This is a genomic window from Enhygromyxa salina, assembly GCF_002994615.1.
GTDB classification, from domain to species: domain Bacteria; phylum Myxococcota_A; class Polyangia; order Nannocystales; family Nannocystaceae; genus Plesiocystis; species Plesiocystis salina_A.
In genome coordinates, this window is record NZ_PVNK01000152.1 from 47,981 (window position 1) to 73,170 (window position 25,190).

Below are 25,190 nucleotides of genomic sequence, written 5' to 3' on the forward strand. Positions count from 1 at the left end.
CGTCTGTGCTCGCGGGGCGTGCTCGAACCCCGGCCCGGACCACGTTCCTGCAAAGACTCCCCGTCCGGTATTCTTGGGCCGAAGATGGGCGTAAATTTGCGAATCGTCTGTGCTCGCGGGGCGTGCTCGAACCCCGGCCCGGACCACGTTCCTGCAAAGACTCCCCGTCCGGTATTCTGGACCACGTTCCTGCAAAGACTCCCCGTCCGGTATTCTTCTGTGCTTCCGGTATTCTGCAACGTTGCCCGAGGGAATCGCTCGCCCCAAGCCTCAGCTCGCGGCCGCGCCCGCGAGCGCCTCGAACGCCCCATCAGCCGCAGCCAGCGTCTGCTCGATCGCCGCGTCATCATGCGCCGTCGACACAAACCCCGCCTCGAACTGCGAGGGCGCGAGGTACACCCCACGCCGCAGCATCTCGCTGTGAAACGCCGCAAAGCGGTCCAGATCACTGCGCTTGGCCTCCTCGTAGTCGTGGACCTCGCCGGCCACGAAGAAGAACCCAAACATCGCCCCCACGGCCACATCCGTCCACGCGATCCCATGCTTCGCGGCCCGCTCGGCCAGCCCCTTCGTCAGCCGGAGCGTCGCAGCCTCGAGCGCCTCATGGGGTTTGTCGCGCTTGATCAAGCGCAAGGTCTCGAGCCCCGCCGCGACCGAGAGCGGGTTCCCGCTGAGCGTACCCGCCTGGTACACGGGCCCGAGCGGAGCGATCTTCGACATGATCTCGCGCGGCCCCCCGTAGGCGCCGACGGGCATGCCACCACCCACGATCTTCCCGAGGCAGGTCAGATCCGGCGTGACGCCGAAGCGCTCCTGGGCGCCGCCCGGCGCCACGCGAAAGCCGGTCATGACCTCGTCGAAGATCAGCACCGCGCCCTCGCGCCTGGTGATCTCGCGCAGCCTCTCGAGGTAGCCCGGGAGCGGCGGAATGCAGCCCATGTTCCCCGCGACAGGCTCGACGATGATCGCCGCGATCTCCCCCGGGTGGGCCGCAAACAGCTCGGCCACGGCCTCGGCGTTGTTGTAGGGGACCAGCAGGGTGTCGTGGACAGCGTCGGGCGGCACGCCAGCGCTGCCCGGGATGTTGAGGGTCGCCGCGCCCGAGCCCGCCGCGACCAAGAGCATGTCGGCGTGGCCGTGGTAGCCGCCCGCGCACTTGATGATCTTGTTGCGGCCCGTGTACCCCCGGGCGAGGCGCAGGGCGCTCATGGTCGCCTCGGTGCCCGAAGACACCAGCCGGACCATGCCCCCGCGCAAGCTCGGCACGAACTCGCAGATCAGCTCGGCGAAGTCGACCTCCGCGGCCGTCGCGGCGCCAAAGCTCAGGCCGTCGCGGGCCGCCTTGATCACGGCCTCGACGACCTCGGGGTGCGCGTGGCCAAGCAGCGCGGGGCCCCAGCTGCCGACGTAGTCGATCAGCGCGGCGCCGTCTTCGGTCACGACGTGACAGCCGGTCGCCTTGCGGATGAAGGGCGGCTGACCGCCGACCGAGGCGAAGGCGCGCACGGGGCTGTTGACGCCGCCGGGGATGACCTCGCAAGCGGCGGCGAACAGCTCCTTGCTGCGGGCCTGCGCGCGTCCGTCGTTGTGCTCGGTCATGCCTCGCCTCCGTCCTCCGGCTCCGGCTCCGGCTCCGCGTCGCCCTCGCTGCCTTCACCGCTGTCGCCCTCACTGGACGCCTCGCCCTCGCCCTCGCCCTCAGCCTCGCCCTCGGCTGGCGGGGCCTGGTCGTCGGCCTCGATGTCGTCGGGGTCGTCGACCCGCGCGGTCCCGACCACGAACTCGTCGTCCCCGAGCCGGATCAAGCGAACCCCCTGGGTCGCGCGCCCGAGCTCGCTGATGCCCGAGACGGGCGTGCGGATGATCTTGCCCTGCGAGGTCACGACCATCAGCTGATCAGTCTCGCGGACCTTGACCAAGCTGACGACCTTGCCGTTGCGCTCGCTGACCTTGATCGTCTTCAAGCCGAGGCCCGAGCGACTCTGGGCCCGATACTCGGACGCGGGCGTGCGCTTGCCGTAGCCCTTCTCGCAGACCGTGAGGAACTGGACCTCGTCCTCGTTCTCGCGGTCGAACACGAGGATGTTGACGACCTCGTCGCCCTCGCGCAGGCCCATGCCCCGGACACCGCGCGCGGTCCGACCCATCGGCCGCACCTCGGCCTCGTCGAAGCGGATCGCCTGACCGTCGCGGCTGGCCATGAGGATGTGGCAGCGGCCGTTGGTCAGCTTGGCGTCGATCAGGGTGTCGCCCTCGGCGACGTTGGCGGCGATCAGGCCCGAGCTGCGGATGTTGGCGAAGTCGGCCAGCGAGGTCCGCTTGATGTAGCCGAGCTTCGAGGCCAGGACCACGAAGTGGTCCTCGCCGACCTCCTCTTCGCGGTAGGCGACCATCTCGAGGATCTTCTCGTCTTCTTTGAGGTCCAAGAAGTTGACCAGGGCCTTGGGCCGCTGCCCGCGGGTGCCGAGCGGGAACTCGAACACGCGCTTGCGGAACACCCGACCGGTGTTGGTGAACAGCAAGATGTAGGCGTGGGCCGAGGCCTCGAACAGCTCGATGATCAGATCGTCGTCGTCGCGGCGCGAGCCCGACTTGAGGCCGACGCCGCCGCGATGCTGGACCCGGTACTCGGTCGTGGGGATGCGCTTGACGTAGCCCTGGCGGGTGATCATCAGGACCATCGACTCGTCGGCGACGAGGTCGATCGGCTGAATCTCGAGCTCGTTGGCGATGATCTCGGTCCGCCGCGAGCCCTTGCTGCCGACGGAACCGTCGCCGCTGTCTCGGCCCTCGGGGTCGCCGTAGTCGTAGCGGATCTGCATCAGCTCGTCGCGGATCACGGCCATCAGCTTGGCCGGGTCCGTCAAGATCGCCTCGAGCTCGCTGATCGTCGCCGACAGCTCCCGGTACTCGGCCTCGACCTTCTCGCGCTCGAGCCCGGTCAGCCGCTGGAGCCGCATGTCCAAGATGGCCTTGGCCTGGCGCTCGTTGAGGCGGTAGGGGCCCTGGCGGGCGGCCTCGACCTCCTCGGCCGGACGCCCGCAGCGCTCGAGGAAGCCGGCGAAGCCGTCGAGGTTCTCGGCGAGCAGCTTGGCCTTGGCCTCTTCGGGGTCGCGGCTGCCGCGGATCAGCGCGATGATCCGATCGATCGCGTCGACGGCGACGCCGAGGCCCTCGACGATCTCGCGCCGGGCCATGGCCTTGTCGAGGTCAAAGCGACAGCGCCGGGTCACGACCGTGCGGCGGTGATCGACGAACTCGCTCAGGCAGCGGTAGAGGTTCAGGACCTCGGGCCGCCCGTTGACGATTGCGATCATGTTGACCCCGAACGAGGTCTGGAGATCGCTCATCTTGTACAGCTTGTTGAGGACGATCTGGGCGGCGGCGTCCTTCTTGACCGAGATCCAGATCCGCATGCCCGCGCGGTCCGAGTAGTCCTGGATGTCGGCGATGCCCTCGATCTTCTTGTCGCGGACGAGCTGGGCGATCCGCTCGATCAGCCGGGTCTTGTTGACCTGGTAGGGGATCTCGGTGACGACGATCGACTCGCGGCCCTTGGCGTCTTCCTCGATCTCGGCCCGCGCGCGCACGGTGACCGAGCCGCGGCCGTCGAGGTAGGCCTGGCGGATGCCGGCGGTCCCGAGGATGACCCCGCCGGTCGGGAAGTCCGGGCCCTTCACGTACTCGAGCAGCTCGGGCACGCGGTAGTGGGGGTTGTCGATCAACGCCACGGTCGCGTCGATCAGCTCGGTCAGGTTGTGCGGCGGGATGTTGGTCGCCATGCCCACGGCGATCCCGACCGCGCCGTTGAGCAGCAAGTTGGGCACCTTGGTCGGCAAGACCGCGGGCTCGAGCTCCTTCTCGTCGTAGTTCGGGACCCAGTCGACGGTCTGCTTGTCGAGGTCGGCGAGCAGCTCGCTCGCCAGCTTCTGCATCCGGACCTCGGTGTAGCGCATGGCCGCCGGGGAGTCGCCGTCGATCGAGCCGAAGTTGCCCTGACCGTCGACGAGCGGGTAGCCCATCGCAAAGTCCTGGGCGAGCCGGACCAGCGCGTCGTAGACGGCCGAGTCACCGTGCGGGTGGTACTTACCGATCACGTCGCCGACCACGCGCGCCGACTTCTTGTAGGGCTGCGTGTGCGAGTTCTTGAGCTGGTGCATCGCGTAGAGGATTCGGCGATGAACCGGCTTGAGCCCGTCACGGACGTCCGGGAGGGCGCGAGAGATGATGACGGACATGGCGTAGTCCAAAAAGGAGCTACGCATCTCGTCTTCGATGTGGAGGGTCGATTTCGACTCGGCCATCAGGTTGCTTGGGTGGTCTCGGGGGCCCGGCTCCGGCCGGATTGCGCACTGCACGCACTGCCCACTTCTGACCCCGGCAGCATAGCTCTCGACGGACACGCTTGCACGGGTCCAAACACCTAAAAATAGGCCGAATTCTCTAAAATTACGCGAATTTGGGTCCGCGTGAGCGGCCCCGATCTCGGTCTCGAAGCAGGTCGCTCTTCAGGGTGCTTTTGCGTGAGTCTCGAGCGACCCTGAGCGTCAGCGCCGCAGCGCTCGCGCCCGCTGGGCGTCGCAGCGAAACGGGCACACCCCGCCGGGTTCACGCGCGAGCGCGAGCGGGGCGAAGACCTCTTCAACGAGGCGCTGGAGGCTGGCCCGCTGGTCCCCGAGCCGACGGCTGTCGAGCCCGACGACCATGGCCGCGAGCACGACCGGGAACATCATCGCGGTGCCCAGCAGCAAGCCCGTGGTCCAAAACTGGAGCGGGATGATCAGCAGCGCGACCCCGGCCACGCCCAGGTACCCCGCGCGCGTCAGCGGGTGGAGGCGAAAACGCAGCACGAGCTCGCTCCCGCCCTCCGCCCGGCGCTCGACTCGGCCCTCGAGGACCGCGTAGGCGCCGGGCTCCCACACGCCGGGCTCGGACGCGCGGCCAGCGAGGATGAACCCACGCTCCCCGCGCTCGAGCACGAAGCGGGTGTCCGGGCCGCGCACGGTCCCGAGGGAGGCGAGACGGGCCTCGGTCACGCGCTTGTCAGCGAGCAGCTCGGCGACCACGCGCTCGGGCGCGAGCGGCAGCGCGAAGCGAAGTGGTGGCTGGCGCGCCTCGGGCTCGAGCCGTGCGAGGGGACCCACGAGCACCAACCATACAGTGGCCGCGGCCGACCCGGGAGCGAAGATCTCGCGCGGGCGCCCGCTCCGCGGGGTCCCCAGGCTCGAGCTTCACTCGTCTGCTTGTGACGGTGCTGCCGCGGGCCGACGCGGGACCTGCTCGATGAAGCCGTGATCCGGATCCACGATCGCAACCACGCTCGGCGCCCGACTCGGCGCGTCGATGTCGACGTCGAGCTCCCCGGCCTCTCGATCATCGTCGCCCCCGAGGTAGCCGCCCTCGAGCCGCTCGGGATGCACGTGCACACTCGCGAGGTACACGCGTGAGGGGCGGTCGTCTCCGGCCCCGAGCTCGGCCAGCAGCGCCTCGGGGACGAGGTGGATCCCGAACGCGTCGCGGTCGACGATCAACGCCCGCAGCGGAACCAAGTCGGGCCCGCCCGAGCGATCGAAGCCCGCGTCGACCGCCGCCGCCGCGCGCTCGAGCCACGCGCGATCGAAGCGCCGCTCGTCGTCGAGGCAGAACAACACGACGGCCCGCCCGACGCGCTTGCCCGGCCGCCGCAGCCACTCGTCGCTGCGCAGGACCACGCCCAGGACCAGCGGCCCCGACTCGAGCGCCTGGGCGCGCAGCTTGCCCGAGCGCGACTGCGAGATCGTGCCCCACACGAAGCCCCCGATCCACAGCCCGATGCCCGCGTAGGTCCAGCTGAAGGAGATCTTGTCCATCGCGCCGAGGATCACCGCCGCGACCAGCCCGACCGCCCCGACGCCGGACAACAGGTCGCCGAGGCAGCCCCGATCCCCCCGGGCCATGCGCGTCAGCTCGTCGTCGTCGAGCGAGCGAGGCGTCGCCTCGAAACGGTCGCGGACGCTGACGAGGGCTCGGGACACGGCGGGGACCTTTGCAGATTCGACGCGAGTTGTCATTCGGACGGCGGCTCGAGCTCGCCGGCTTCCGGGTCCGGCTTGTCGGGCTCGACGCCCTCGGGCTCGACCTCCTCGGGCTCGACGTCCTCGGGCTCGGGACCGACGTCGGGCAGCTCGCCCTCGGCCTCGGCCTCGCCTTCGGTCTCGGCCGCGCCCGCGCCCTCCCCTTCGGTCTCGGCCGCGCCCTCCCCTTCGGTCTCGGCCGCGCCCGCGTCCGCCTCTTCGAGCAGCTTCAGCGCCTCCGAGGGCGTGAGCTTGCCGTCCTGGCGCAGCTCCCAGTTCTTCTCGCGCTCGGCCTGGGCCGCGAGGGCCTCCTTCTTCGAGTAGCGCATGGCCTTGCCAAACTCCTTGGCGACCATCTGCAGGACCACCCGCGCCGAGGTCTCGTTGAACTCGTAGCGAAACACCAGCTGCCGCTTGGTCCGCTCGAGGGTCATGCCCGAGATGATCCCGCCCGCGACGTCCCAGGCCCCGACCTTGCGCAGATCCGACTCGAGCTGCTCGGTCCAGTAGCTCTCGGCCAGCTCGGCGTGGTCGGTCTCGAGGAAGTCGAGCTTGATGACCAGCTCGGGCTCCTTGGCGGCCTCCCACATCAGCTCGGCGCGGCTCGGGATCTCGATCGGGAAGTCGGACCCGACCCGGACCATGCTGCGGATGTCCTCGATGACGAGCTGGATCCCGGCCTTGGGCTCGGCGTAGGTGTAGCGCCGGATCTTGGCGATGTTGGCCACGAAGTTGCCCGAGGTCTTGCCCTTGCTCGCGTCGGGCCCGGCCACGACCTGCTCGACGAAGGCCTCGCGGAGGTAGAGCGCGACCTTGTCGCCGGGCAGGAGCACGAACTGGCGATCGTCGGGGTTGCGGTCCTCGATGTCGGGGTCGACGAAGCGCGGGTCGCCGATCTCGACCTCGTCTTCCTCGCGCCAGTCGACGGTCATGCCCTGCTTGGCGCAGGCCCGCTCGATGCCCGCCTTCATCTCGGCGTGGCCGAACTTGTACTGGACGGCGACGAAGGCCTGGGTCTGGTCCGTGGCGTCGGGGCTACCCATGACCACGTACTCGAAGTCCTCCCAGATGTTGAAGCCGGCGTCGTCGACGAGGAGGCGGAAGTCCCGCAGCGGGGCCATGATCTCCGTGGCCGAGTCGCGAAAGGGGAGCTTCTTGATCCGCGAGTTGGCCAGGACCAGGGTCCAGGTCGCGTTGGGCGGGACGAGCGCCTTGATCTTGGACTTGCGGTGGCCGAACTTGGGTTTGGGCTCGGGGTCCGGCTCGGGCTCGGGGGTCGCGGCCTCGGCGTCGGGCTCGACGGGCTGCTCGACCGGCGGCGGCGTCGACTCCTCCTCGGCGGGCGGATCTTTTTCTTCGGGCTGCTCCTCGGGCTGCTCCTCAGGCTCGCCCTGGGCCTCGTCGGGCTCGATCTCCTTGACGTCAAACTCGATGAATTCGATGTCGTAGTCGGGCAGATCCTCGCTCAGCTCCAGATCCTCGGTCTGGATCTCGAACGACCACACGAACGCGAGCACGAAGATCGCGTGAGCGAGGAGCGACAGGGCGCCGGACAGGCTGTATCGGGTCGGCTCGCGCACGGACGGTCGAGCTTAGCAGGGGTGGGCGCCAGCTCAATTGGGCTCAATTCAACAGATGATGCTGTCGGGGGTGCTCGTCGAGCATCTCGCGGATCTGGGGCACGTCGGGGTGGAGGGCGGCGAGCAGCTCCAGGGTATCGGCCACGCGGTCGAGCTCGTGGCCGATGCCGTAGTGCCGCCGCAGGTTCTCGAGCATCCGGGTCAAGATCAGGCGCGAGTGGCACGGGCGCAGCTGCGCGAGCAGCTCGTTCGAGTCGGGCTCGACGTGGTGGCCGACGACGCTGGTGAACAACGCGGCGAGCTCGTCGAGCTGGAGGCGTCGGCCGCCGCGGAAGGGATCCCAGATGTGCGGCTCAGTCTGACTGGCCTCGGGGTCATCGAGCTGGAGCCCGACGAGGAAGTGGCCGGGGAAGCTGATCCCGTGGAGCTCGACCCCGCAGCGCTCGGCGAGGTGGATCGCGAGCACGCACAGGCTGATCGGCAGGCCGAGGCGGCGCTCGAGCACGCGGTCCATCAGGCTGTTGCGCGGATCCTCGTAGTTGCGAATGTTGCCGCGGAAGCGGTTGCGGCGCATGAACTCGAGCACGCCCTCGGTGATGTCGACCGCGCCCTCACGCCCGACGCAGTGGTCGATGACCGCGAGCTCGATCTCCCGCTTGGCGATCCGGGCCTCGGGCCAGGTGTCGCCGTCTTGGAGGGCCGCGGCGTAGGCCATCGACGCGTCGAAGAGCGGGACCGCGGTCTGCGTGGGCCCGACCAGATCGGCGAAGCGGTGCAAGAGATCGACGCGCATGTCAGGCTCCCCAGCGGTCCACGAGCTGCTTGACCCGCGCGCGAAAGCCCTCCTCGCGGTCGCGGCGAAACACGTCCCAGGTGCACAGCGTCTTCGGATCTTCGACGCGATCGACGAACAGCTTGCCCCACAGATGATCGGCCTCGTGCTGGAAGGTGCCCGCGCTGATCCCCCTGATCTCGAAATCGAGCGGCTCGCCGTGGCGGTCGAGGGCGCGCACGCGCAGCTCGGCGTGGCGACGCACGACCCCGCGCAGGTTGGGGACCGAGAGGCAGCCCTCGTAGTTCTCGAAGGTCTCGTCGGACAGGGGCTCGAGCACGGGGTTGACCAGCACGGTCAGCGGGATGCGGGGCTTGTAGGGGTAGCGCGGGTTGTCTTGAACCTCGATCGCGCAGACCTGCACGGGCTCGAACACCTGGTTGGCCGCGAGCCCGGCCCCCTTGGCGTCGCGCATGGTCGCGATCAGGTCGTCGATGAAGGCTTGAAACTCCGCGCTGGTCAGCTCGTCGACGCCGACCTCTCGCGCGCGCTCGCGGAGCACGGGCTCGCCGATCTGCGCTATCGCCCGGATGGTCGGCACCGCGCCAGTCTAGCAGGATTAGCCCTGCGGACTGCTCGAATCGGTCTCGGGCGTCGCGTTTGGGGCTTGTTCGTGGTCCGGCACGGGCTCCGCGGCGCGCGGCTCGGCGCTGGGTTCCTGATCTGCACCAGGCTCAGGTGTGCAGGTCGAGCCCGTGAAGAACTGCTCGAAGAGCTCGGGACCCCGCTCGACCGGCCAGCGCTCGATGGCCTCGTCGGCCACGACCCCCGCGCGGGTGCCGTCGAGGATCCGGCACGGCGGCATGGCGCTGCCCGGGCGCCACACGGCGACGAGGTCCGCGCCGCGCAGGGCCTGGACCGGTGATCCATCATAGCGGGCGAGGGCCGTAGTGTCGGACACGTGGAGATCGAGGGTCGCGGCGTCGACGAGGCGGTGCAAGGTCAAGCCGCGATCGTCGAGCTCGACGAACACGCCCGGCTGTCCGCCGACCGCGGCGATCTCCCAGATGCGCCCCCCGGCCCCGGCGTGGATCGGCTGGACCTCAGCTGCGCCTGCGTCGATCCGCGCGATCGAGCCGTCCTCGAAGCCGACCACGAGCACGGGCGCGTCGGCGCTCGGGACCCACGCGAGCGCCGTCGCGGCCCCGGGCAGCTCGACCGAGTCGCGCTGACCGGCGATGTCGATCCGCTCGAGCGTGCCGCCGCCGAAGGGCTGGACCACAGCGAGGGTCCCGTCATCGGCGATCGCCGCGAGCGTGCCCTCACCGACGTCCTGCTGCACGGGCTGGGCCGCGAGCGTGACGACCGGCTTGCGCGCGAGCAGATCGACGATGTGCCGCTCGAAGCCCGAGACGTGGGCCGACCACTTGCCGTTGGCCGAAAACCGCGGCGCGCCGCCGAGGGCGTTGGGCCCGGCCGCCCAGCCCGCGGCCGACGAAGACGCGGTCCAGCTCGGCGCGGCGGCCCCGGGCGTCCACGCGAGGATGTGCGCGCCGTCGGGGCTCACGCCGACGTCGAGGCCGAGGCCGCTCGGGGCGGTCGCGAGGGTCAAGATCTGCGGGACGCCGTCGGCGACTCGGATCACCCGCACGGCGGCCTGAGTTTCGGCGCTGTAGCTCGACGAGCTCGTGACCAGGATCTGGGCCTTGGCGTCGAGCGCGAGCATGAAGGGGAAGATCGGGAGCCCGGCGGCCGGGTCCTGCCCGCGCTCCTCGTCCTCCTCGGGGAGCACCTGCCAGGGGGCCTCGACGCGGATCGAGCGGTGCTCGGCCGAGTCGAGGGACCACAGGCGGTACTGGGTCCGTGGCTCGAGCGAGGCGGTCACGAGCTGCGCGGTGCCGCTGGCGGCGGTCAGCAGATCCGGGCGCTCCTCGGCGGCCGCGAGCCAGCCGGTCTCGGCCGGACGGGCCCACGCGACGACCGCGAGGTTGCCCTGGCCGTCGCCGATCGCGGCGTGGTGACGATCGATCGCGAGCTCGCGGCGATCGCCCACTCGCCAGCCGCGCTCGGGCGGCTGCGCGCCCCAGCCCGGGAAGTGATCGACGACCAAGATCTCTTCGTTCGGGCCGAGACGAAAATCCCCCGCCGGGAGGTTCGGCCGGCCCATGCTGGCCTCGGTCGGGTGGCCGGCCGCGTCCGTCCAGAACACCCACGGCTTGACCAGCTCGAGCGGGAAGTGGGCCTGATCCTCGAGCCGACGGCCGATCAGCCCGGCGTTGTCGCGGTCGTAGATCTCGCGGTAGACCACGCCGCCGCGCGAGAGCACGGCGAGATCACCGTCGATCGGCGCGCTCGGGATCAGCTGGCGCCCGCGCTCGTGGCCGGGCTGCCAGACCTCGACGTAGTCTGCGACCGCGCCGGGGAAGTCTTGCTCGGCGAGGGCCCGCAGCTGCGCTTGCTCGTCGGGGTCGACGGTCCGCATGCCAGCGTCATCGAAGGTCGCGAGCGGGTGGTTGGCGATGCCCTCGCTCAGGGCCCACTGGCGCAGCTCGGCCGCGGCCACGACCCCGCCGCTGGCCGAGAGCGCGAGCCCGGTGACGAAGCCGTGGCCGACCATCGACCACAGCAGCTGGGGCTGCTCGGCCCGCGACCACATCTGGATCGTGCGGCCGTCGCTGACGACCAGGTGGGGGCCGGCCACGGCCAGCGCGGTGATCGGCCGCCCGAGGGTGAAGGCGCGGACCGGCGTGGTCGACTCTGGTCGCCACTCGAGCAGGCGACCGTCGAAGCCGGCCGTGTACCAGGTCCCGTCAGACGCGAGCTCGAGGGCCGAGAGCCCGCCGGGGTGGGCGCGCGAGGCCGCGAGCAGCTCGCCGTCGGCCCAGACCCGGACCCAGCCCTCGGCGTCACCGCTGGCCAGGCGCCACTGCTCACCGGGCTGCGGAGGCAAGAGCGCGAGGTCGACGATCGCGCCGCTGTGGAAGGGCAGCCCGAGCTCGACCGGGCGCAGCGTCGGGCTGACCTCGGCCAGCGTCGGGGGGCTGCTCGCGGGGGTCGCCGCGAGCTGGGTCGGCGTGCACGCCGAGCACACGGCGAGCACCCCGGTCAGAACCAGCGAAATTCGTGAGCTCGGCACCAAGCCAGAGGCTAGCAAGGAATCCTTGGACCCCCACAGGTGCTCGGGCCCGAGTCACGCAAAAAGCCTCCCCAGGCTGGGGAGGCTTCGAAACAGGCGGCGCCGCCCGACTACTCGGCGTAGTTGATCCAGGCGCCAGCGGTCCAGTCTTCGCCGCTGGGGTCGACCGCGCCGATGTAGCTGGTCCCGCCGCAGCCCGTGCCGTCGCCGGTCACGTCGCCGCTGGGCACGGCGTTGGGGCTGCCCCAGGTGGTGCCGAGGCCCGGATCCGTCCCGAGGTTCGCGCGCGCCGCGTCCTGGACCCACGCGGTCCAGCCCGCGGTGTCGAGGCTCTCGGCCCCGGACACGTGCTCGTCGGCGCCGAGGTTGGCGAAGAAGATGTTGTTGGCGAACTCGATGTTGCCAGCGTCGGCCTCGACGAAGGTCGCCTCGTCGGCCAGGTTGGTGGCCTCGTTGGAGGTGTTGGTGAAGATCGTGGCGTGCCAGGTGCCGTGGGTGCCCTCCTTGATGGTCACGCCCTTGCTCTTCTCACCGCTCGAGCCCGAGCCGATGCAGGTCACGTTGCACAGCTCCGGCGAGGTCTTGGGGGTCGCGTCGAAGTCCGAGCCCTGGTTCGAGATCTCGAAGCAGTTGTCGCCGACGAGCGGGTTTTGCTGGATGAACACGTGCTGGACCCGGCCGCTGAAGCCCTGGTCCATGTCGAGCGAGTCGTCCGAGGCGCCGGTGACGACGAGGTGGTCGGCGTCGAAGGATCCGCCGAACATCTCGATGCCGTCGTCGAGGCCCATGTGCGACTGCACGTAGCTGACCGAGGTCTCGGTCCCGCAGCCGTAGAAGGTGATGCCGTTGAGCTCGTTGCCCTCGGAGATCGCGAAGCCGGCGTACTCGACGCGGACGTAGCGGAGCGAGCCGCAGTTGTGGCTGTCGTCGCTGCCGCCGTAGGTCGGCGGGATCGGGAAGCCCTCGGCCATGCCGACGCCGCCCTCGAGGTTGATCGTCGCCTCACCGATGAGCACGAGGCCGCCCCAGTCGCCGGGCGCGGCGTTCTCGCTGTCGAAGGAGGTGAACACGATCGGCGCGTCGGCGGTGCCCTCGGCGACGAGCATCGAGTCCTTCTCGATGACCAGCGCGGAGCCAGCCTCGCCGCGAATGAGCGTTCCGGGCTCGATCGTCAGCGTCGCGCCGTGGACGAACACGAGCGTGTCGCCCGCGAGGACATAGGTCTTGTCGGCGGTCCAGGTCGTGTCCTCGGTGATGTCCGCCGAGACCGTGACCGTGTCTTCTTCGCCGCTGGTGGTCTCGCCCGTGTCACCGACGGTGTCGGCCGCGTCGTCGTCACCGTCGTCGCCGCTGTCACAGGCAGGAAGAAGGAGCAAGGCGCAGGACAGGCCCGCGGTGTTCAACAACCAAGAAAATCGCTTCATTGTGGGATGTCTCCTGTGAACCGTTTGGTCTTTCGGCCGCCTGGGTACCGCGCCTTTGTGACGAATCACGATCCAGACTGCGAAGTTGGTGTGACGTTCTAATACTTCCACTCGAGGCCGAGGGTGAAGGTCGCGCCGTTGCGGGTGCTGTAGACGAGGTCGTCGCCCTGGGTCTGGTACCTGCGCGAGTCGAGCATGTTGGTGATCTCGAGGGTCAACGACAGCTGATTGCGCATGTCGCCCCAGTCATTGCGCTTGTAGGCCAGCAGCCGCTGCGAGGCGGTGAAGTCGAGCAGGTGGACCGGCTGCTGGTAGATATCGGGGAGCCCCAAGCCACTGACCTGCGTGATGAATGGCCCCACGGCATTGTACAGCAGCCGAATGTTGGTGCCACTCTCGGCGTTATCATAGTCGATGAACGCGTTGGCGACCCAAGGCGACTGGCCCTGCAGCGGCCGCGTGCGATTGGTCGAGACCTGGTATTCGACGCGGCAGCCCTCGACGGGGATCGAGCCCTCGAGCATGGGCGCTTCGCCCGGGAGGTGGCAGGGCGCCCCGATGCGGACCTGCGAATAGACATACGCAAAGTTGGCGCCGATCGAGAAGTCGCGCAGCGTCTGCCGGGCCCGCTTGGCCGCCTTCGGCGCGAGGAAGTCGAGGGCCTTGCGAAACTCGAATTCAGCCCCGCCGTTGATCGCACCTTCGACGTTGGCGTAGGACGCGGTCGGGTTGGTGCTCGCGCCCACGACCGCCTCGATCGGGTCCTGAAACTGCTTGAAGAACACGCTGAGCGCCACGACCTCGGACTTGCGCGGGAACCACTCGAAGCGCAGGTCGGCGTTCCAGATCTTGCTCGACTTCAAGCCCGGGTAGCCCTGCTTGGAGAAGCCGCCGACGTAGTCGCGGAACTGAAAGGGCGCGAGCTCGCGAAACTCCGGTCGCGCGAGGGTCCGGGTCCCGGTCAGGCGAATGTTGAAGTCACCGCCGTGCTCGGGCAGCGGCGGCGAGAACACCAGCGAGGCCGAGGGCAGGACGTCGAGGTCGACGAGGCGCGAGGACGAGAAGGGCTCGTCCTCGGGGGCGGCGAAGGGGTCGACGGGCGTGACCGAGATGACGTTGGACTCGACCCGGACCCCGCCCGAGATCTTGAACCAGTTGACGAAGGGCAGGTCGAGCATCGCGTAGCCAGCGAGGTTGCGCGACCACGCGTCATAGCCGTCTTGGGCCCGGGTCCGATCCCACAAGGTGAAGGGCCGGGTCCCGCCGTTGCTCGCGCTGACTCCGCCGCCGATCGTGTCGTCGTTGATCGGGTCGTCACGGCCGATCGGGATCGGCACCCCCGTCGCGTAGCCGAAGTCGTAGCGCGGGGCCTCGAAGCTGCGCTGCTTGGCCTCGAGCCAGGCGCCGATCTTGATCTTGGAGTCGAGGCCCTTCCACTGACGAAAGGGGAAGCTCAAATTGAGCGCCGCGTTCTCGTTGTTGTCGACGAGGTTCAAGAACAGCTGGCTGCCCGTCGGCCCGATCTGATTGTCGATCGCGTAGTAGTCGTCGGTCTCGTTGTAGAGAAACACCATCTCGCGCAAGGCCGGATCGTCGCGCCGGGCCTGGGAGAAGCTGCCGAAGTAGTCGATCTCCATGTTCGCGGCCCGCGGGATCTTGTGGCGACCGCTGAGCTGGGTCAGGGCCATCGACCGCATCACGTAGCGCAGGCGCGTGTAGTTGAGCTGATCGCCGGGCGCGACCTCGCGGACCTCGCCGTACATGTCGCGGGTCTCGTCTTGAGCCTCGCGCGAGTAGAAGCCCGTCAGCGCGAAGCGGTTGTTGGGGTTCGTGCGCAGCTCGAGCTTGAGCAGGCCGTTGTACGAGGTCTGATAGACGGTCTTGAACGAGTCGAGGTCGACGCGCGGGCTGTCGAGGTCGGGCACGCCGTCGCGGAGCCCGAACAGCTTGATGACCTCGCGGTTGGACTGGTGCTTGTTCTTGTAGCCACCCGCGAACAGGATCCCGAACCGGCCGCCGTGATCGTTGAGGCTCCAGCTGTCGCCGGCGACGAGGCTGACGCCGAAATTGGCCGGGGCCCGGGCGCCACGCATCACCCGAGTCCGGGTGTCGAGGGCCTTGCCCTGGGCCTCGACCTCCTCGGCGCTGAAGCCCTGGCCGCGGCCGACCTTCTGATCGGCGGGGAAGCTGTCGGGCCGCGCGCGCGGGAGGTTGCCGAGCGCGAACAGGTCGTAGCCGGTGTAGCCAGCGTTGGTGACCATCGGCTGAAAGGTCGTGTTGGTCGTGAGCCCCGTGGTCAGGCCGATCTGGACCGTCGGCTCCTCGGGCGCGTCACGGCTGACCAGCTGGACCGAGCCCCCGGTGAAGTCGCCGGGCAGGTCGGGTGAGAAGGTCTTTTGCACGTTGATCGCCGCGAGCGCGCCCGAGGGGATCACGTCGAGGGGCACCGTGCGGATCTCGGGCTCGGGGCTGGGCACCCGGGCGCCGTCGAGCAAGGTGTTGCCGTAGCGGTGGCCGAGGCCGCGGATGACCAGGTAGCGGCCCTCGACCACGGTCGCGCCGACGATGCGCACGGCCACGCTCGACGCCTTGCCGCCGCCGGACTTGCCCATCTCGCTCGCGTCGATGCCGTCGTTGACCGAGGCCTTTTGCTTGCGCGCCTCCTGCAGCGCGCCCTCGGCCTCGAGGTTGAGCTCGTCGGAGACCTCGAAGGTCTCCATGACGCCGGCCATCGGCACGAGCTCGGCGTCGGTGCTCGCAACCGCGCCCTCGACCACCTCGACCCCGGCGATCTCCACGCTCTTGTACAAGTCGAGCTCGACGAGCAGGGTGTAGTCGCCGGGCGGCACGCGCAGCTCGTAGCGTCCGTCGACGCCGGTCCGGCCGACGTATTTGGTGTCCTTGACGCGGACGTAGACCCCCGCGAGGGGCTCCTTCTTGGCGTTGAGGACCACGCCCGAGATCGTGCCGACGACGCCCGCGGCCTGGACCTCGCCGGACTTGAGCTCCTCGTCGAGGGCCTCCTGGTCGTCGGAGATGTCCTCGAAGGTGAAGCCCGAGTCCTCCGAGAGCTCACCGTCGTCCTCCCACTCGTCGTCGTCGGGGGCGCCCCCGGCGTCCTCGGCGTCCTCGGCGGGCGGCTCGAGCTCGCTCGCGTCGACGGGCGCGATGATGAACTCCTCTTCTTCGCCCTCGCCCTCGCCCTCGCCCTCGCCCTCGCCCTCGCCCTCGCCCTCGCCCTCTTGGTCCGGGGGCGGGCTGTCGTCGGAGCCGTCGTCGAAGCTGAAGCCAGCGTCGTCCTCGGGCGGGGCGGCGGCGCCGGTCGTAGACCAGCTCGCAACGGCGAGGCACGGCAACAGCCAAGCCCACCGCGAAAAAATGCGGTGTCGTTTCATCTATGTACGCCTGAGGGAATGCGCCCGTCGCGGACTGCTAGGCTAGAGCTAGAGAGCGTCAGTCAACGGGGATCTCTTTGGTCACGAGCACGGCGGTCACGCGCAAGGTCGCGAGGGACGCGGCGTCTTGGCCCGCGTCGACGGCCTTCTCGCGCACGAGTTGGTTGACGACGTCCTCGGCGTCCTTGGCGAAGCTCATCGCCTGGAGCACGTAGCCGTAGTCGGTGCTGTCGGCCGCGTCGACGTAGATGACCTTGTCGGGCCGCCCGGCGACGAGCCGACCGAGGCGGTCGGGCGCGTCCGCGAGCTCGAGCTCGATGTTGCCGACCTCGAACACGGGCTCGACCTCGGCGCCGCCGAGCTCGCGCTCGGTCACGCGCAAGACCAGCGGCTTGTTGTCGGGGTTGGCCTCGGCGAGCTGCTCGTCCTTGTCGTCGGGCGGCGGCAGGCGCCCGACGTAGTGGGCGTTCACGACCGGAGCCAGGACCATGAAGATGATCAGCAGGACCAGCACGACGTCGACCAGGGGGGTGACGTTCATGTCGGGCGAGACCGCCGCTTTGGGCTTGTGGGCGAAGGTCCGGCCCGCGCCGCGCTTGGATAGCTTGGATGCCATGGTCAGCTCAGCCCTCCTGCCAGCCTTCTTTTTGGGCGCCTACGGCGAGCTGGATGTACGCGAAGCCCAGGTTCTGGCAGTCGTGGAAGACCTCGCGGATCTCGCCGTACTCGATCCGGGCGTCGCCGCGAACGAGGAGCTGGCGGCTGGGATCGGCCTCGTGGATGCCCGCGAGCTCGGCGACGAGGCCGTCGCGGGTCAGCGCGCGCTCGCCCTCGGGATCGGCGATGTAGTAGCCGATCTCGCCGCTGTCCCGGTCGAGGGCGATCGACACGGTGATCGGCTCGGCCTCGGACTCGTCTTGCTCGGCGTTGTTGGCCTTGAACAGCTCGATCGGCACGCCCTCTTGCATGTTGGGGATCACCAACATGAAGATGATCAAGAGGACCAAGACGACGTCGACGAGCGGCGTGACGTTGATGTTCGGCTTGACCTTCTTGTCGCCGCCGCCAGCGTCAAGCGTGACGCCCATCGTGAGCCTCCAGGTGGTCGAGGAGCTCGCCCGCGGCGTGCTGCATGGCCATGTCGAGCTTGTCGAAGCGGGCCGAGAGGTAGTTGAAGACCAGGACCGAGCTGATCGCCACGGCCAGGCCCATCGCGGTGACGATCAGGGCCTCGGCGATGCCGGCCGAGACCGCCTCGATCCCGCCGCCGCCAGCCGCGGCGATGCCCTGGAAGGCCACGATGATGCCGATGACCGTGCCGAACAGCCCGATGAAGGGCGCCGTCGAGCCGACCGAGGCCATGAAGCCCATGCCCTTGCGAGCCTCGGCGCCGAGCTCGTCGAGGCGCCGCTCGAGATCGCGGCGGGCGAGCTCGAGGCGCTCGTCGGCCCCAGCGTGGCGGAGGTAGGCGCCGATGCCCATGCCCGTGAGCTTGGCCAGCGGCGCCTTCTCGAACTCCTGCCCCTTGGCGAGATCGGCGAGCGGCTCGAGGTCGAGGTCGTCGAGCAGCGGGCGGCTGGTCTTGGCGAAGGCCGCCGAGCGGGCGAAGGCCTTGCTGAGCACGATCATGCGCTCGATGGTCACGTAAGCCGTGCCCAATCCCATGACCATCAGCGTGATCGCTACGATCTTGGACAGCAGGCTCATGGTTTCCCAGATATGAACGATGTTGAGATCCATGACGAATTCCTCAGACGAAGCTACGAGAGCGTGAACGGTATGGTGACCGTCAAGAACACCGAGATCGGCTTGCCCTGGTAGGTTGATGGCTTGAATTTCCAGGTCTGGACGGCGGCGGCGACGGCCTTGAGCAGCAGCTTGTTGGCCTTGGCGTGGAGTTCTGGCTCCGCGTCCGCGTCGACTGAATTGGACTTGGCCAGGACCTTGGCGCCCTTGACGGACCCATCTTTGTAGATGGTCAGGCGGACCTTGACCTTGCCGGTGATGTTGCGCTTCTTGAGATCCGGCGGGTAGACCGGCGGGTTGCCGGCGGTCTGCTTGGGGACCGTGGCGTCGGCCGGACGCTCGATTGGCTTGTCGGGGTTGTAAGGGAACGCCTTGGGCTTCGGCTTCGGCTTCGGCTTCGGCTTGGCCTCGGGCTTGGGCTTGGCCTCGGGCTTGGCCTCGCCCTCGCCCTTGCCCTGACTGTTGCCGCCGCCACCTTCGCCGTAGCCCGGGCCCTCGCTGTCGATGTCGCCCTCTTCGGGGTTCTCGTCGATCGCGTCGGGGTTTTGGATGTCGGGCTGGGGCGTGGGCTTGGTGTTGCGCTTGACCGGCTTCGAGCTCGGCGGAGGCTCGGGCGGCGGCGGCTCCTGTTCGAGCTCGGGCTCGTCCTCGAGCTCTTCTTCGAGCTCCAGGGTTTGGATCTCGGCGTCGATGATCTCTTCTTCGACGGGCTCCTCGGCCTCGCGGCTGGCGACGTAAAACGCAGCGCCGAGCCCGCCTCCGACGAGCAGCAGAGCGCCCAGCAGCGAGTGCCATGGCTTGCGCTCGAAGAAGTAGGGAGCGTCCCCGCTCGGGTCGAATGCACCGAACACCGCGGCGAACACTAGGACCGACTCTTGTCCGAAAGGTGCCTTTTAGGTTTCGCCGTCGTTACATGTACCTCGAACGCGCATTGTGCCGGATCGTGAGTGTCACGACTTTGAAACGCCGACGTGACGAAGCTGGCGCCACGCCGCGCAGCGCCCCAATAACGCGGTCAGAACATGGTCTGAACCCCGAACGTGAGCCCGAGGTCGAGATCTCGCTTGGGCGTGAATGGCACCTGGACGCCAAAGATCAGCGCCCAGCGCGGCTGGATCGTCCACGAGCCGCTCGCCAGCGCGGTCGCGCGGACCGAGCCGGGCTCGCGCTGGTCCTCGCCCGCGCGGTTGTCGTTGCAATAGGTCCGCGTGCCGTCGGGATTGGCGCAAAAGTTGGCCGCGCGCACGTCGACGATCACGCCGCCGCCGAGGGCGATCTTGTTGTTCGCGAACTTGCCGCCCGCCTGGCCCCCCACCGACACATCGACCGCGAGCCCGGCCGGCCGGGTCTCGAGGCTCGCGAGACCGATCGCCTGCCAGTACCAGCCCGTGTAGGTGCGCGTGAAGATCGCGCTCGGCGTCACGCTCCACACCCGCCCCGGGTCAACGGTCGCGCGCACGGTCCGGGTTGGAAAGCTCGCGGCGAGGTTGAAGGTCAAGGTCCGGTGGATGAGCTTGTCGGCGTGGGGCGTGACCCGGAGGAAGGCCCGGGTGTCGCCGTAGCCGACCGAGGGTGGGCTGCCGAGCTCGTCGATGACCGTGAAGGGCAGCTGGGCTCCAAACGAGAACGCGGGGACCGGCGCGTACTCGCCGAGCAGCGACAGCTCGTTGCGCAGACCGGGGGTCAGCGCGCTCGGCTGCCAGCTGAACTCTTCGAGCAGCAGCAGCCGCGTCGAGACCTTGCCGCCGCGGTTGCCGAGGCTGTTGATGCTGCGCACGCCCTCGGAGCTGCCGTGGCCGGGGACGTGGTGAGCCCGGGCGCTCGCCGGCCACAGCCACGCGGCGAGGACCACCGCGAGGGCGACGACGATCGCCTCAGCGCGCATGGTCACCTCGGACGACGTGGCAAACCGTGCACTCCCGGGCTTCGGCCATCATCCAGTCACCGACGATCGGCGCGTCGGCGGGGCCCGCCTTCGGGCCCTTCATCCGCGCGAGCGCGTCGGTCTCGCTCTCGTGGCAGGTCATGCAGGTGTCGCGGGTGTCGGCGGGGGTGACGCCAGCGTGGATCCCCCGCGTGTGCAGATCGGGCCCAAACGCGCGCAGACACCCGAGCAAACCGGCGGCGAGGAGACACAGCCAGGCCAGCCAGGGGCTCGGGCTCCGGGTCGCTACACTCACTCGACGCACGCTACATCAGGACTCCGCGACACGCTGTCTCGGCGTCATCCGGTCGCAGGCCGGCGGGCCTCGATCGCGGTAGACATGCCCATCATGAGTGCGCGCCGGTCCATGCTCGGGTTGTCCCTCGCCCTTGGCCTCCTGCTCGGGGCTCCGCTCGGGCTCGTCGGCTGCGACGACAACGACGAGATCGGTACGCCCTGCGAGTCCAACGACGAGTGCTCGGGCGAGCTCATCTGCGACGTGCACGACGGCAAGGGCACCTGTCAGGAAGACCACGGTCACCTGGTCCCCGAACAGGACGGGCACGACCCCGGTCCGGCCGACGTGATCGTCGAGCCCTGATCCGGCTCAACTCTACACTCTCGCGGGCTCCCAGGGCCAGACGCCCGGGCCAGACGCCCGGGAGAATCTGCCATGCGCGAACAGCCCATTGTCTGATAGCGTGGCTGGGTGCTCGACGATAGCTTGACGGCCGGCCACCTCGAGCAGGCGACGCGCCCCGAGTCGCCGACGGTCACGATCAGCGACACCAACGACAACATCCCGACGCGGGGTGTCGATCGTGGTGAGCGCAAGCAGCTCGGCATCGGCGATCGCTTCGCCGGGTTTCAGATCCGCGGGATCCTCGGGCACGGGGCCATGGGCGTGGTCTACGAGGCCTGGGATCCCACGCTCGAGCGCCGCGTCGCCCTCAAGCTGCTGCGTTCGCCGAGCCGCCGCGCGGCCGAGCGGCTCCTGCGAGAGGCTCGCGCGTTGGCGCGCCTCGATCACCCGGGCGTCGTCCGGATCTGGGCGGCCGACGTCCACCGCGGCGCCGTCTACATCGCGATGGAGCTGGTCGAGGGTCAGAACCTGCGCGAGTGGATGCAGACCCCGCGGGGCTGGGGCGAGGTGCTCCCGGTCATGATCGGCGCAGGCCGGGGCCTCGCGGCCGCCCACGCGGCCAGCGTCATCCACCGCGACTTCAAGCCCGAGAACGTCCTCGTTGGCTGGGACGGCCAGGCCCGGGTGCTCGACTTCGGGATCGCGCGGATCTCCGCGCAGCACCCCGAGCACCTCCAGTTCACCCGCGATGGCTCCATTGACGACGCGAGCGACGACGCGAGCGACGCCGCGAGCGACGCCACGAGCGACGCCGAGCCCGGGTCAGCGCCTGATCGGCTCAGCGGCAGCTTCGCGGCCCTGCCGACCCAGCCCGACAAGTCCCTGACCCAAGCCGGATCGCTGATCGGCACCCTCTTGTACATGGCCCCCGAGCAGCACGAGCGCGAGCGCGCCGACGAGCGCTCGGATCAGTTCGCGTTCTGCACGACCCTGTTCGAGGCGATCTACGGCCGCCACCCCTTCCCCGCCCGCACCCGCGAGGAGCTGGCGATGCGGGTGTCCGAGGGCAAGGTCAGCTTCCCCGACAACCACCACACCCAGGCCCCGCGCTGGCTCGAGCGCGTGATCCTCCGGGGCCTCGCGCCCGCCCGCGACGATCGCTTCGCGACGATGGACGAGCTGCTCGACGCGCTCGAGCGCCACCCCTCGCGTCGGCGACGGCGCAATCGCGTGTTGGCGATCTCGGCCGTCGCGCTCGGGGCGGTCGCGCTCGGGCTCATGGTCCCCCGCGCGGAGCCCCAAGATCCCTGCGTCGATGTCGGCGAGGCGCTCGATGAGGAGCTCGGCGACGAGGCCCGCGAGCGGATCACGAACCGCTTCCTCGCCCTCGATCAGCCCTGGGCCATCGAGATGGGCGAGCGCGTCGACACCGAGCTCGAGAGCTGGGCGGGGCGCTGGCTCGAGGCCCGAATTGAGATCTGCCAGGCTCGCCACAGCCACCGCGAGGAGACCACCCTCGACCAGCGCCGCGAGGCTTGCCTCGACAGCCAGCTCGCGCAGGTCGGGGCCCTCGGCGACGTGCTGACCGAGGCCGGCAGCCGGACCCTGAGCAACGCCGAGCGGACCCTCGCCGCGCTGCCCGATCCCACCCTCTGCGTGGGTGACAAGCCCCCGCTCGTCCATCCGAGCCTCGACGGCGCGGAGCAGCTCGTCGACGAGCTCGCCGAGCTCCACTGGCTGACCCTCGCGGGCGGCGACGGCCAGGCCCGCCAGCGCGCCGAGCAGCTCGTCATCAAGGCCCGGGCGCTGCAAGCCAGCGACGAGGCCGAGTCGCTGCTCGCCGACGCCCTGATCGCCCTCGCCCACACGGAGATCACCGACGGCGATCTGGCCCAGGCCGAGCTCCACCTGCGCGAGTCAGCGCGCACGGCCGAGCGGATCGAGGCCGACGGCATCCGGGCCCGCGCGGTCGTCGATCTTGGCTGGACGCTGGCCAACACCCCCGGTCGGGCCGACGACGCCGTCGCGATGCTCGAGGACGCCGCGGCGCTGCTCGAGCGGACTGGCGACCCCCGCTTCGAGCGTGAGCGCCAGCGTCAGGCCCTCGGCGAGGCGCTGCTGGCTTCGGGCGAGCCCGCCCGGGCCCGCGCCGTGTTCGAGGCGATCCTCGCCGACGCGGGCGTCGACGCCCGGGGCAAAGCGAGCACGCCGAGCCCCAAGCACATGGCTCACGCGACCACGCTGATGGGCCTGAGCCGCGTGGCCGCGTTCGAGGGCGACCACGCGAACGCGCTGCGCTACGCCGAGCTCGCCCTCGACATCTACGAGGGTCACGTCGGCGACAGCAACCCGCTCCTGGCCGCGCCGCTGACCAACATCGGCCTCGCGCAGGCCGGCCTCGGCGACCACGACGCCGCGCGGGCGGCCTTCCAGCGCAGCATCAGGCTGCGCCGCAGGCAGCTCGAGGGCGAGTCGACCGCCGGCAACCGACGGCTCCTGGCCGAGGTCTTGATCGGCCTCGCCAACCTCGACAGCTCGCTCGGCGAGGCCGCGGCCGCGGCCGACGGCTACCGCGAGGCGCTCGCGCTGGTGCCCGAGCACGACTTCTCCAATCGCGCGCTGGTCCTGTTCAACCTCGGCGTCGATCACCAGCTCGCCGGTCGGGCCCAGCAGGCCCTCGCCGACTACAAAGAGGCGCTGCGCCTCGCCGAGCGCGTCCACGCCATGGACAGCCCCCAGGTCGTCGGCGCGCGCCTCGGCGTCGGCAGCGCCCTGGTCAGCCTCGGACGCCCCGCCGAGGCCCGCGCCCCGCTCGAGCGCTGCCTCGCCGACTGGCCCCCCTCCATGGTCGGGCGCCCCGACGAGGGTGAGCTGCGATTCATGCTCGCGCGGGCCCTCGAGGCCCTCGACGGCTGGAGCGCCGAGGTCGACGAGCACGCGACCAAGGCGAGCACCATCTACATCCGCCTCGGGTTGACCTCGGCCGCGCGCGAGGTCGACGAGTGGATCGCCGCCCGCCGCCCCCCAGCCCAACCCAGCTCCGAGCATCCATGAGCTGACCCGACCGCCCATCCGCCAGCAGGGGCGCGGCGCTCCGGACCTTTGGCCCGGCATCCTGCGAGCTCTTGGCGACGAGGGCACCGGAGCTCAGGGGCGTGCTCGGGGTCGTGGTGGGTTGTTCAGCGGCCTGTTAGGCTTGACGCGAGTGGAGGCGCCGCCGGGCAATGAAACCGAGCGCGCCGCCGAGGTCCGTGAGACTTGGGGGGCGGCGCTCGAGAGCCACGGGGTCGACGTGTCGTCGACCCTGCTGACCCTTGGTCAGGCCTTCGGCGAGCTCGGCACCCGCTCGATACTGTTGAACCGCGAGGGCGAGGGCGAGGGCGTCTCGCTCAGCGAGTCGGCGAGCCGCTACGAGCACCTGCGCCTGCTCGGCCGCGGCGGCATGGGTCAGGTCGATCAGGTCTGGGATCACGACCTGATGCGCAAGCTCGCCGTCAAGCGCCTCCACCCCGAGCGCGCCGGCAGCAGCCTGGCCCTGCGCCAGTTCCTGTGGGAGGCCCGGGTCACCGCCCACCTCGACCACCCCAACATCGTCCCGGTCCACGACCTCGGCATCGACGAGAAGGGCGAGCTCTACTTCACGATGAAGTTCGTCCACGGGACCTCGCTCGACGAGCTGCTCGGGGCTCTCGCCCGGGTCGAGAAGGCCGCCGCCGAAGGCCGCGAGCCGACCCCCGTCGACGAGATCATCTCGGCCGAGCACCTGACCCAGCTCCGCCGTGTCAGGCTCTTCATCGATCTGTGCCAGGCGATCGACTTCGCCCACCAGCGCGGGGTGTTGCACCGCGACCTCAAGCCCGCCAACGTGATGATCGGCCAGTACGGCGAGGTCCTGATCATGGACTGGGGCCTGGCCCAGCCGCTCCCGGGCCCAAACGGCGAGGGCCTGCGCGAGCTGCTGCCCGAGCTCGTGTGTGACTCCCAGCCCGGTCGGCCTTCGGGCACGCCGCGCTACATGTCGCCCGAGCAGGTGATGGGCCGGCCGCTCGACGAACGGTCCGACATCTACGCCCTCGGCGTGATCCTCTACGAGCTGATGACGCTGAGCTCGCCCTACTCGGCGACCGAGGTCACCCGCCTCCTGCTGCAGGTGTCGGAGGCCAAGATTCGGCCGCTGACGGCGATGGGGCCGAGCGTCCCGGACGCGCTGATCAACGTGGTCAACCGCGCGCTGGCCCACGATCCCGACGATCGCTACCCCACCGTGCGGGCCCTGACCGAAGACATCGAGGCGGTGCTCGACGGCTTTGGCCCGGGGCTGCAGCCGGGCTCGTCGATCATCGGCGAAACCCCGAAGTCCTGGCTCGCGCCCCCCGAGCCGACCCGCCCCAGGCCGCCGCTCGGGCTCGTGCTCGGGGCCGGGATCGCCTCCGGCCTCGTCCTCGCCAGCTTGATGAGCGGGTGGCTCGCAAGCCTCGGGTGGACGGCGACGGTGGTCCTGGCGATTGCCGCGCTCGGGCTCGGGGTCGGCGCGCTCGCCCTCGGTCGTGACCGCCCGCGCGACAGCGAGTAGGTTC

Annotated in this window: 19 protein-coding genes; 3 read left to right on the forward strand and 16 right to left on the reverse strand. The window is 69.7% G+C overall.

The genetic code is table 11. The features are described 5' to 3' along the window. Window positions 1-270 precede the first annotated feature (270 nt). The 16 genes from hemL to ENSA5_RS16620 all read right to left on the reverse strand — a co-directional run bounded on the left by hemL (window position 271) and on the right by ENSA5_RS16620 (window position 20,286). On the reverse strand, window positions 271-1,599 hold the full coding sequence (gene hemL, locus ENSA5_RS16545; RefSeq protein WP_106392633.1) for a glutamate-1-semialdehyde 2,1-aminomutase: 1,329 nt from the start codon (window positions 1,597-1,599) through the stop codon (window positions 271-273). Then, on the reverse strand, window positions 1,596-4,304 hold the full coding sequence (gyrA, locus tag ENSA5_RS16550; RefSeq protein ID WP_106392634.1) for a DNA gyrase subunit A: 2,709 nt from the start codon (window positions 4,302-4,304) through the stop codon (window positions 1,596-1,598). The genes hemL and gyrA overlap by 4 nt, the downstream gene beginning before the upstream one ends. Window positions 4,305-4,547: 243 nt before the next feature. Next, complete coding sequence (locus ENSA5_RS16555; RefSeq protein ID WP_146155772.1) at window positions 4,548-5,144, reverse strand: hypothetical protein; 597 nt, start codon at window positions 5,142-5,144, stop codon at window positions 4,548-4,550. 87 nt (window positions 5,145-5,231) lie between these two features. Next, the gene (locus ENSA5_RS16560; RefSeq protein ID WP_106392636.1) at window positions 5,232-6,014 is read right to left on the reverse strand and encodes a hypothetical protein; all 783 of its coding nucleotides are present in this window, start codon (window positions 6,012-6,014) and stop codon (window positions 5,232-5,234) included. A 32-nt stretch (window positions 6,015-6,046) separates the two neighbouring features. Further along, on the reverse strand, window positions 6,047-7,633 hold the full coding sequence (locus ENSA5_RS16565) for a hypothetical protein (protein ID WP_106392637.1): 1,587 nt from the start codon (window positions 7,631-7,633) through the stop codon (window positions 6,047-6,049). Between the two features lie 43 nt (window positions 7,634-7,676). Then, window positions 7,677-8,426, reverse strand: a complete 750-nt coding sequence (locus ENSA5_RS16570) for a transglutaminase family protein (protein WP_106392638.1) — start codon at window positions 8,424-8,426, stop codon at window positions 7,677-7,679. A gap of 1 nt (window position 8,427) precedes the next feature. Continuing rightward, entirely contained in the window at window positions 8,428-9,006 is a 579-nt protein-coding gene (gene def / locus ENSA5_RS16575; RefSeq protein WP_106392639.1) for a peptide deformylase, read from the reverse strand. Window positions 9,007-9,024: 18 nt separating this feature from the next. Beyond that, window positions 9,025-11,541: a WD40 repeat domain-containing protein gene (locus ENSA5_RS16580; RefSeq protein WP_146155773.1), complete on the reverse strand. Its 2,517-nt coding sequence runs from the start codon at window positions 11,539-11,541 to the stop codon at window positions 9,025-9,027. Window positions 11,542-11,651: 110 nt separating this feature from the next. Continuing rightward, complete coding sequence (locus ENSA5_RS16585) at window positions 11,652-12,965, reverse strand: beta-helix domain-containing protein (protein WP_146155774.1); 1,314 nt, start codon at window positions 12,963-12,965, stop codon at window positions 11,652-11,654. A gap of 98 nt (window positions 12,966-13,063) precedes the next feature. Then, entirely contained in the window at window positions 13,064-16,321 is a 3,258-nt protein-coding gene (locus ENSA5_RS16590; RefSeq protein WP_106392642.1) for a TonB-dependent receptor, read from the reverse strand. Between the two features lie 97 nt (window positions 16,322-16,418). Then, complete coding sequence (locus ENSA5_RS16595) at window positions 16,419-16,976, reverse strand: ExbD/TolR family protein (protein WP_106392643.1); 558 nt, start codon at window positions 16,974-16,976, stop codon at window positions 16,419-16,421. A gap of 7 nt (window positions 16,977-16,983) precedes the next feature. Then, window positions 16,984-17,448, reverse strand: a complete 465-nt coding sequence (locus tag ENSA5_RS16600; protein ID WP_106392644.1) for a biopolymer transporter ExbD — start codon at window positions 17,446-17,448, stop codon at window positions 16,984-16,986. Continuing rightward, on the reverse strand, window positions 17,432-18,100 hold the full coding sequence (locus ENSA5_RS16605; RefSeq protein ID WP_106392645.1) for a MotA/TolQ/ExbB proton channel family protein: 669 nt from the start codon (window positions 18,098-18,100) through the stop codon (window positions 17,432-17,434). The genes ENSA5_RS16600 and ENSA5_RS16605 overlap by 17 nt, the downstream gene beginning before the upstream one ends. Before the next feature lie 20 nt (window positions 18,101-18,120). Then, window positions 18,121-18,957: an energy transducer TonB gene (locus ENSA5_RS16610; protein ID WP_146155776.1), complete on the reverse strand. Its 837-nt coding sequence runs from the start codon at window positions 18,955-18,957 to the stop codon at window positions 18,121-18,123. 164 nt (window positions 18,958-19,121) lie between these two features. Beyond that, window positions 19,122-19,997 (reverse strand): hypothetical protein, encoded by an 876-nt coding sequence (locus ENSA5_RS16615; RefSeq protein WP_146155777.1) that lies wholly within the window; start codon window positions 19,995-19,997, stop codon window positions 19,122-19,124. After that, on the reverse strand, window positions 19,981-20,286 hold the full coding sequence (locus tag ENSA5_RS16620; protein ID WP_146155778.1) for a hypothetical protein: 306 nt from the start codon (window positions 20,284-20,286) through the stop codon (window positions 19,981-19,983). The genes ENSA5_RS16615 and ENSA5_RS16620 overlap by 17 nt, the downstream gene beginning before the upstream one ends. Window positions 20,287-20,379: 93 nt before the next feature. Here ENSA5_RS16620 and ENSA5_RS16625 point away from each other — a divergent pair, with 93 nt between their 5' ends. The 3 genes from ENSA5_RS16625 (at window position 20,380) to ENSA5_RS16635 (ending at window position 25,186) form a co-directional block, all read left to right on the forward strand. Next, window positions 20,380-20,631: a hypothetical protein gene (locus tag ENSA5_RS16625; protein ID WP_146155779.1), complete on the forward strand. Its 252-nt coding sequence runs from the start codon at window positions 20,380-20,382 to the stop codon at window positions 20,629-20,631. A gap of 108 nt (window positions 20,632-20,739) precedes the next feature. Then, window positions 20,740-23,667, forward strand: a complete 2,928-nt coding sequence (locus tag ENSA5_RS16630) for a serine/threonine-protein kinase (RefSeq protein ID WP_106392650.1) — start codon at window positions 20,740-20,742, stop codon at window positions 23,665-23,667. A gap of 151 nt (window positions 23,668-23,818) precedes the next feature. Further along, window positions 23,819-25,186 (forward strand): serine/threonine-protein kinase, encoded by a 1,368-nt coding sequence (locus ENSA5_RS16635; RefSeq protein WP_106392651.1) that lies wholly within the window; start codon window positions 23,819-23,821, stop codon window positions 25,184-25,186. The last annotated feature ends 4 nt before the right edge of the window (window positions 25,187-25,190 follow it).

Bases quoted from the DNA above. Each gene is read 5' to 3' on its own strand.
- hemL (WP_106392633.1), bottom strand. From the start codon at position 1,599: ATGACCGAGCACAACGACGGACGCGCGCAGGCCCGCAGCAAGGAGCTG.
- gyrA (WP_106392634.1), bottom strand. From the start codon at position 4,304: ATGGCCGAGTCGAAATCGACCCTCCACATCGAAGACGAGATGCGTAGC.
- ENSA5_RS16570 (WP_106392638.1), bottom strand. From the start codon at position 8,426: ATGCGCGTCGATCTCTTGCACCGCTTCGCCGATCTGGTCGGGCCCACG.
- ENSA5_RS16585 (WP_146155774.1), bottom strand. From the start codon at position 12,965: ATGAAGCGATTTTCTTGGTTGTTGAACACCGCGGGCCTGTCCTGCGCC.
- ENSA5_RS16595 (WP_106392643.1), bottom strand. From the start codon at position 16,976: ATGGCATCCAAGCTATCCAAGCGCGGCGCGGGCCGGACCTTCGCCCAC.
- ENSA5_RS16600 (WP_106392644.1), bottom strand. From the start codon at position 17,448: ATGGGCGTCACGCTTGACGCTGGCGGCGGCGACAAGAAGGTCAAGCCG.
- ENSA5_RS16605 (WP_106392645.1), bottom strand. From the start codon at position 18,100: ATGGATCTCAACATCGTTCATATCTGGGAAACCATGAGCCTGCTGTCC.
- ENSA5_RS16625 (WP_146155779.1), top strand. From the start codon at position 20,380: ATGAGTGCGCGCCGGTCCATGCTCGGGTTGTCCCTCGCCCTTGGCCTC.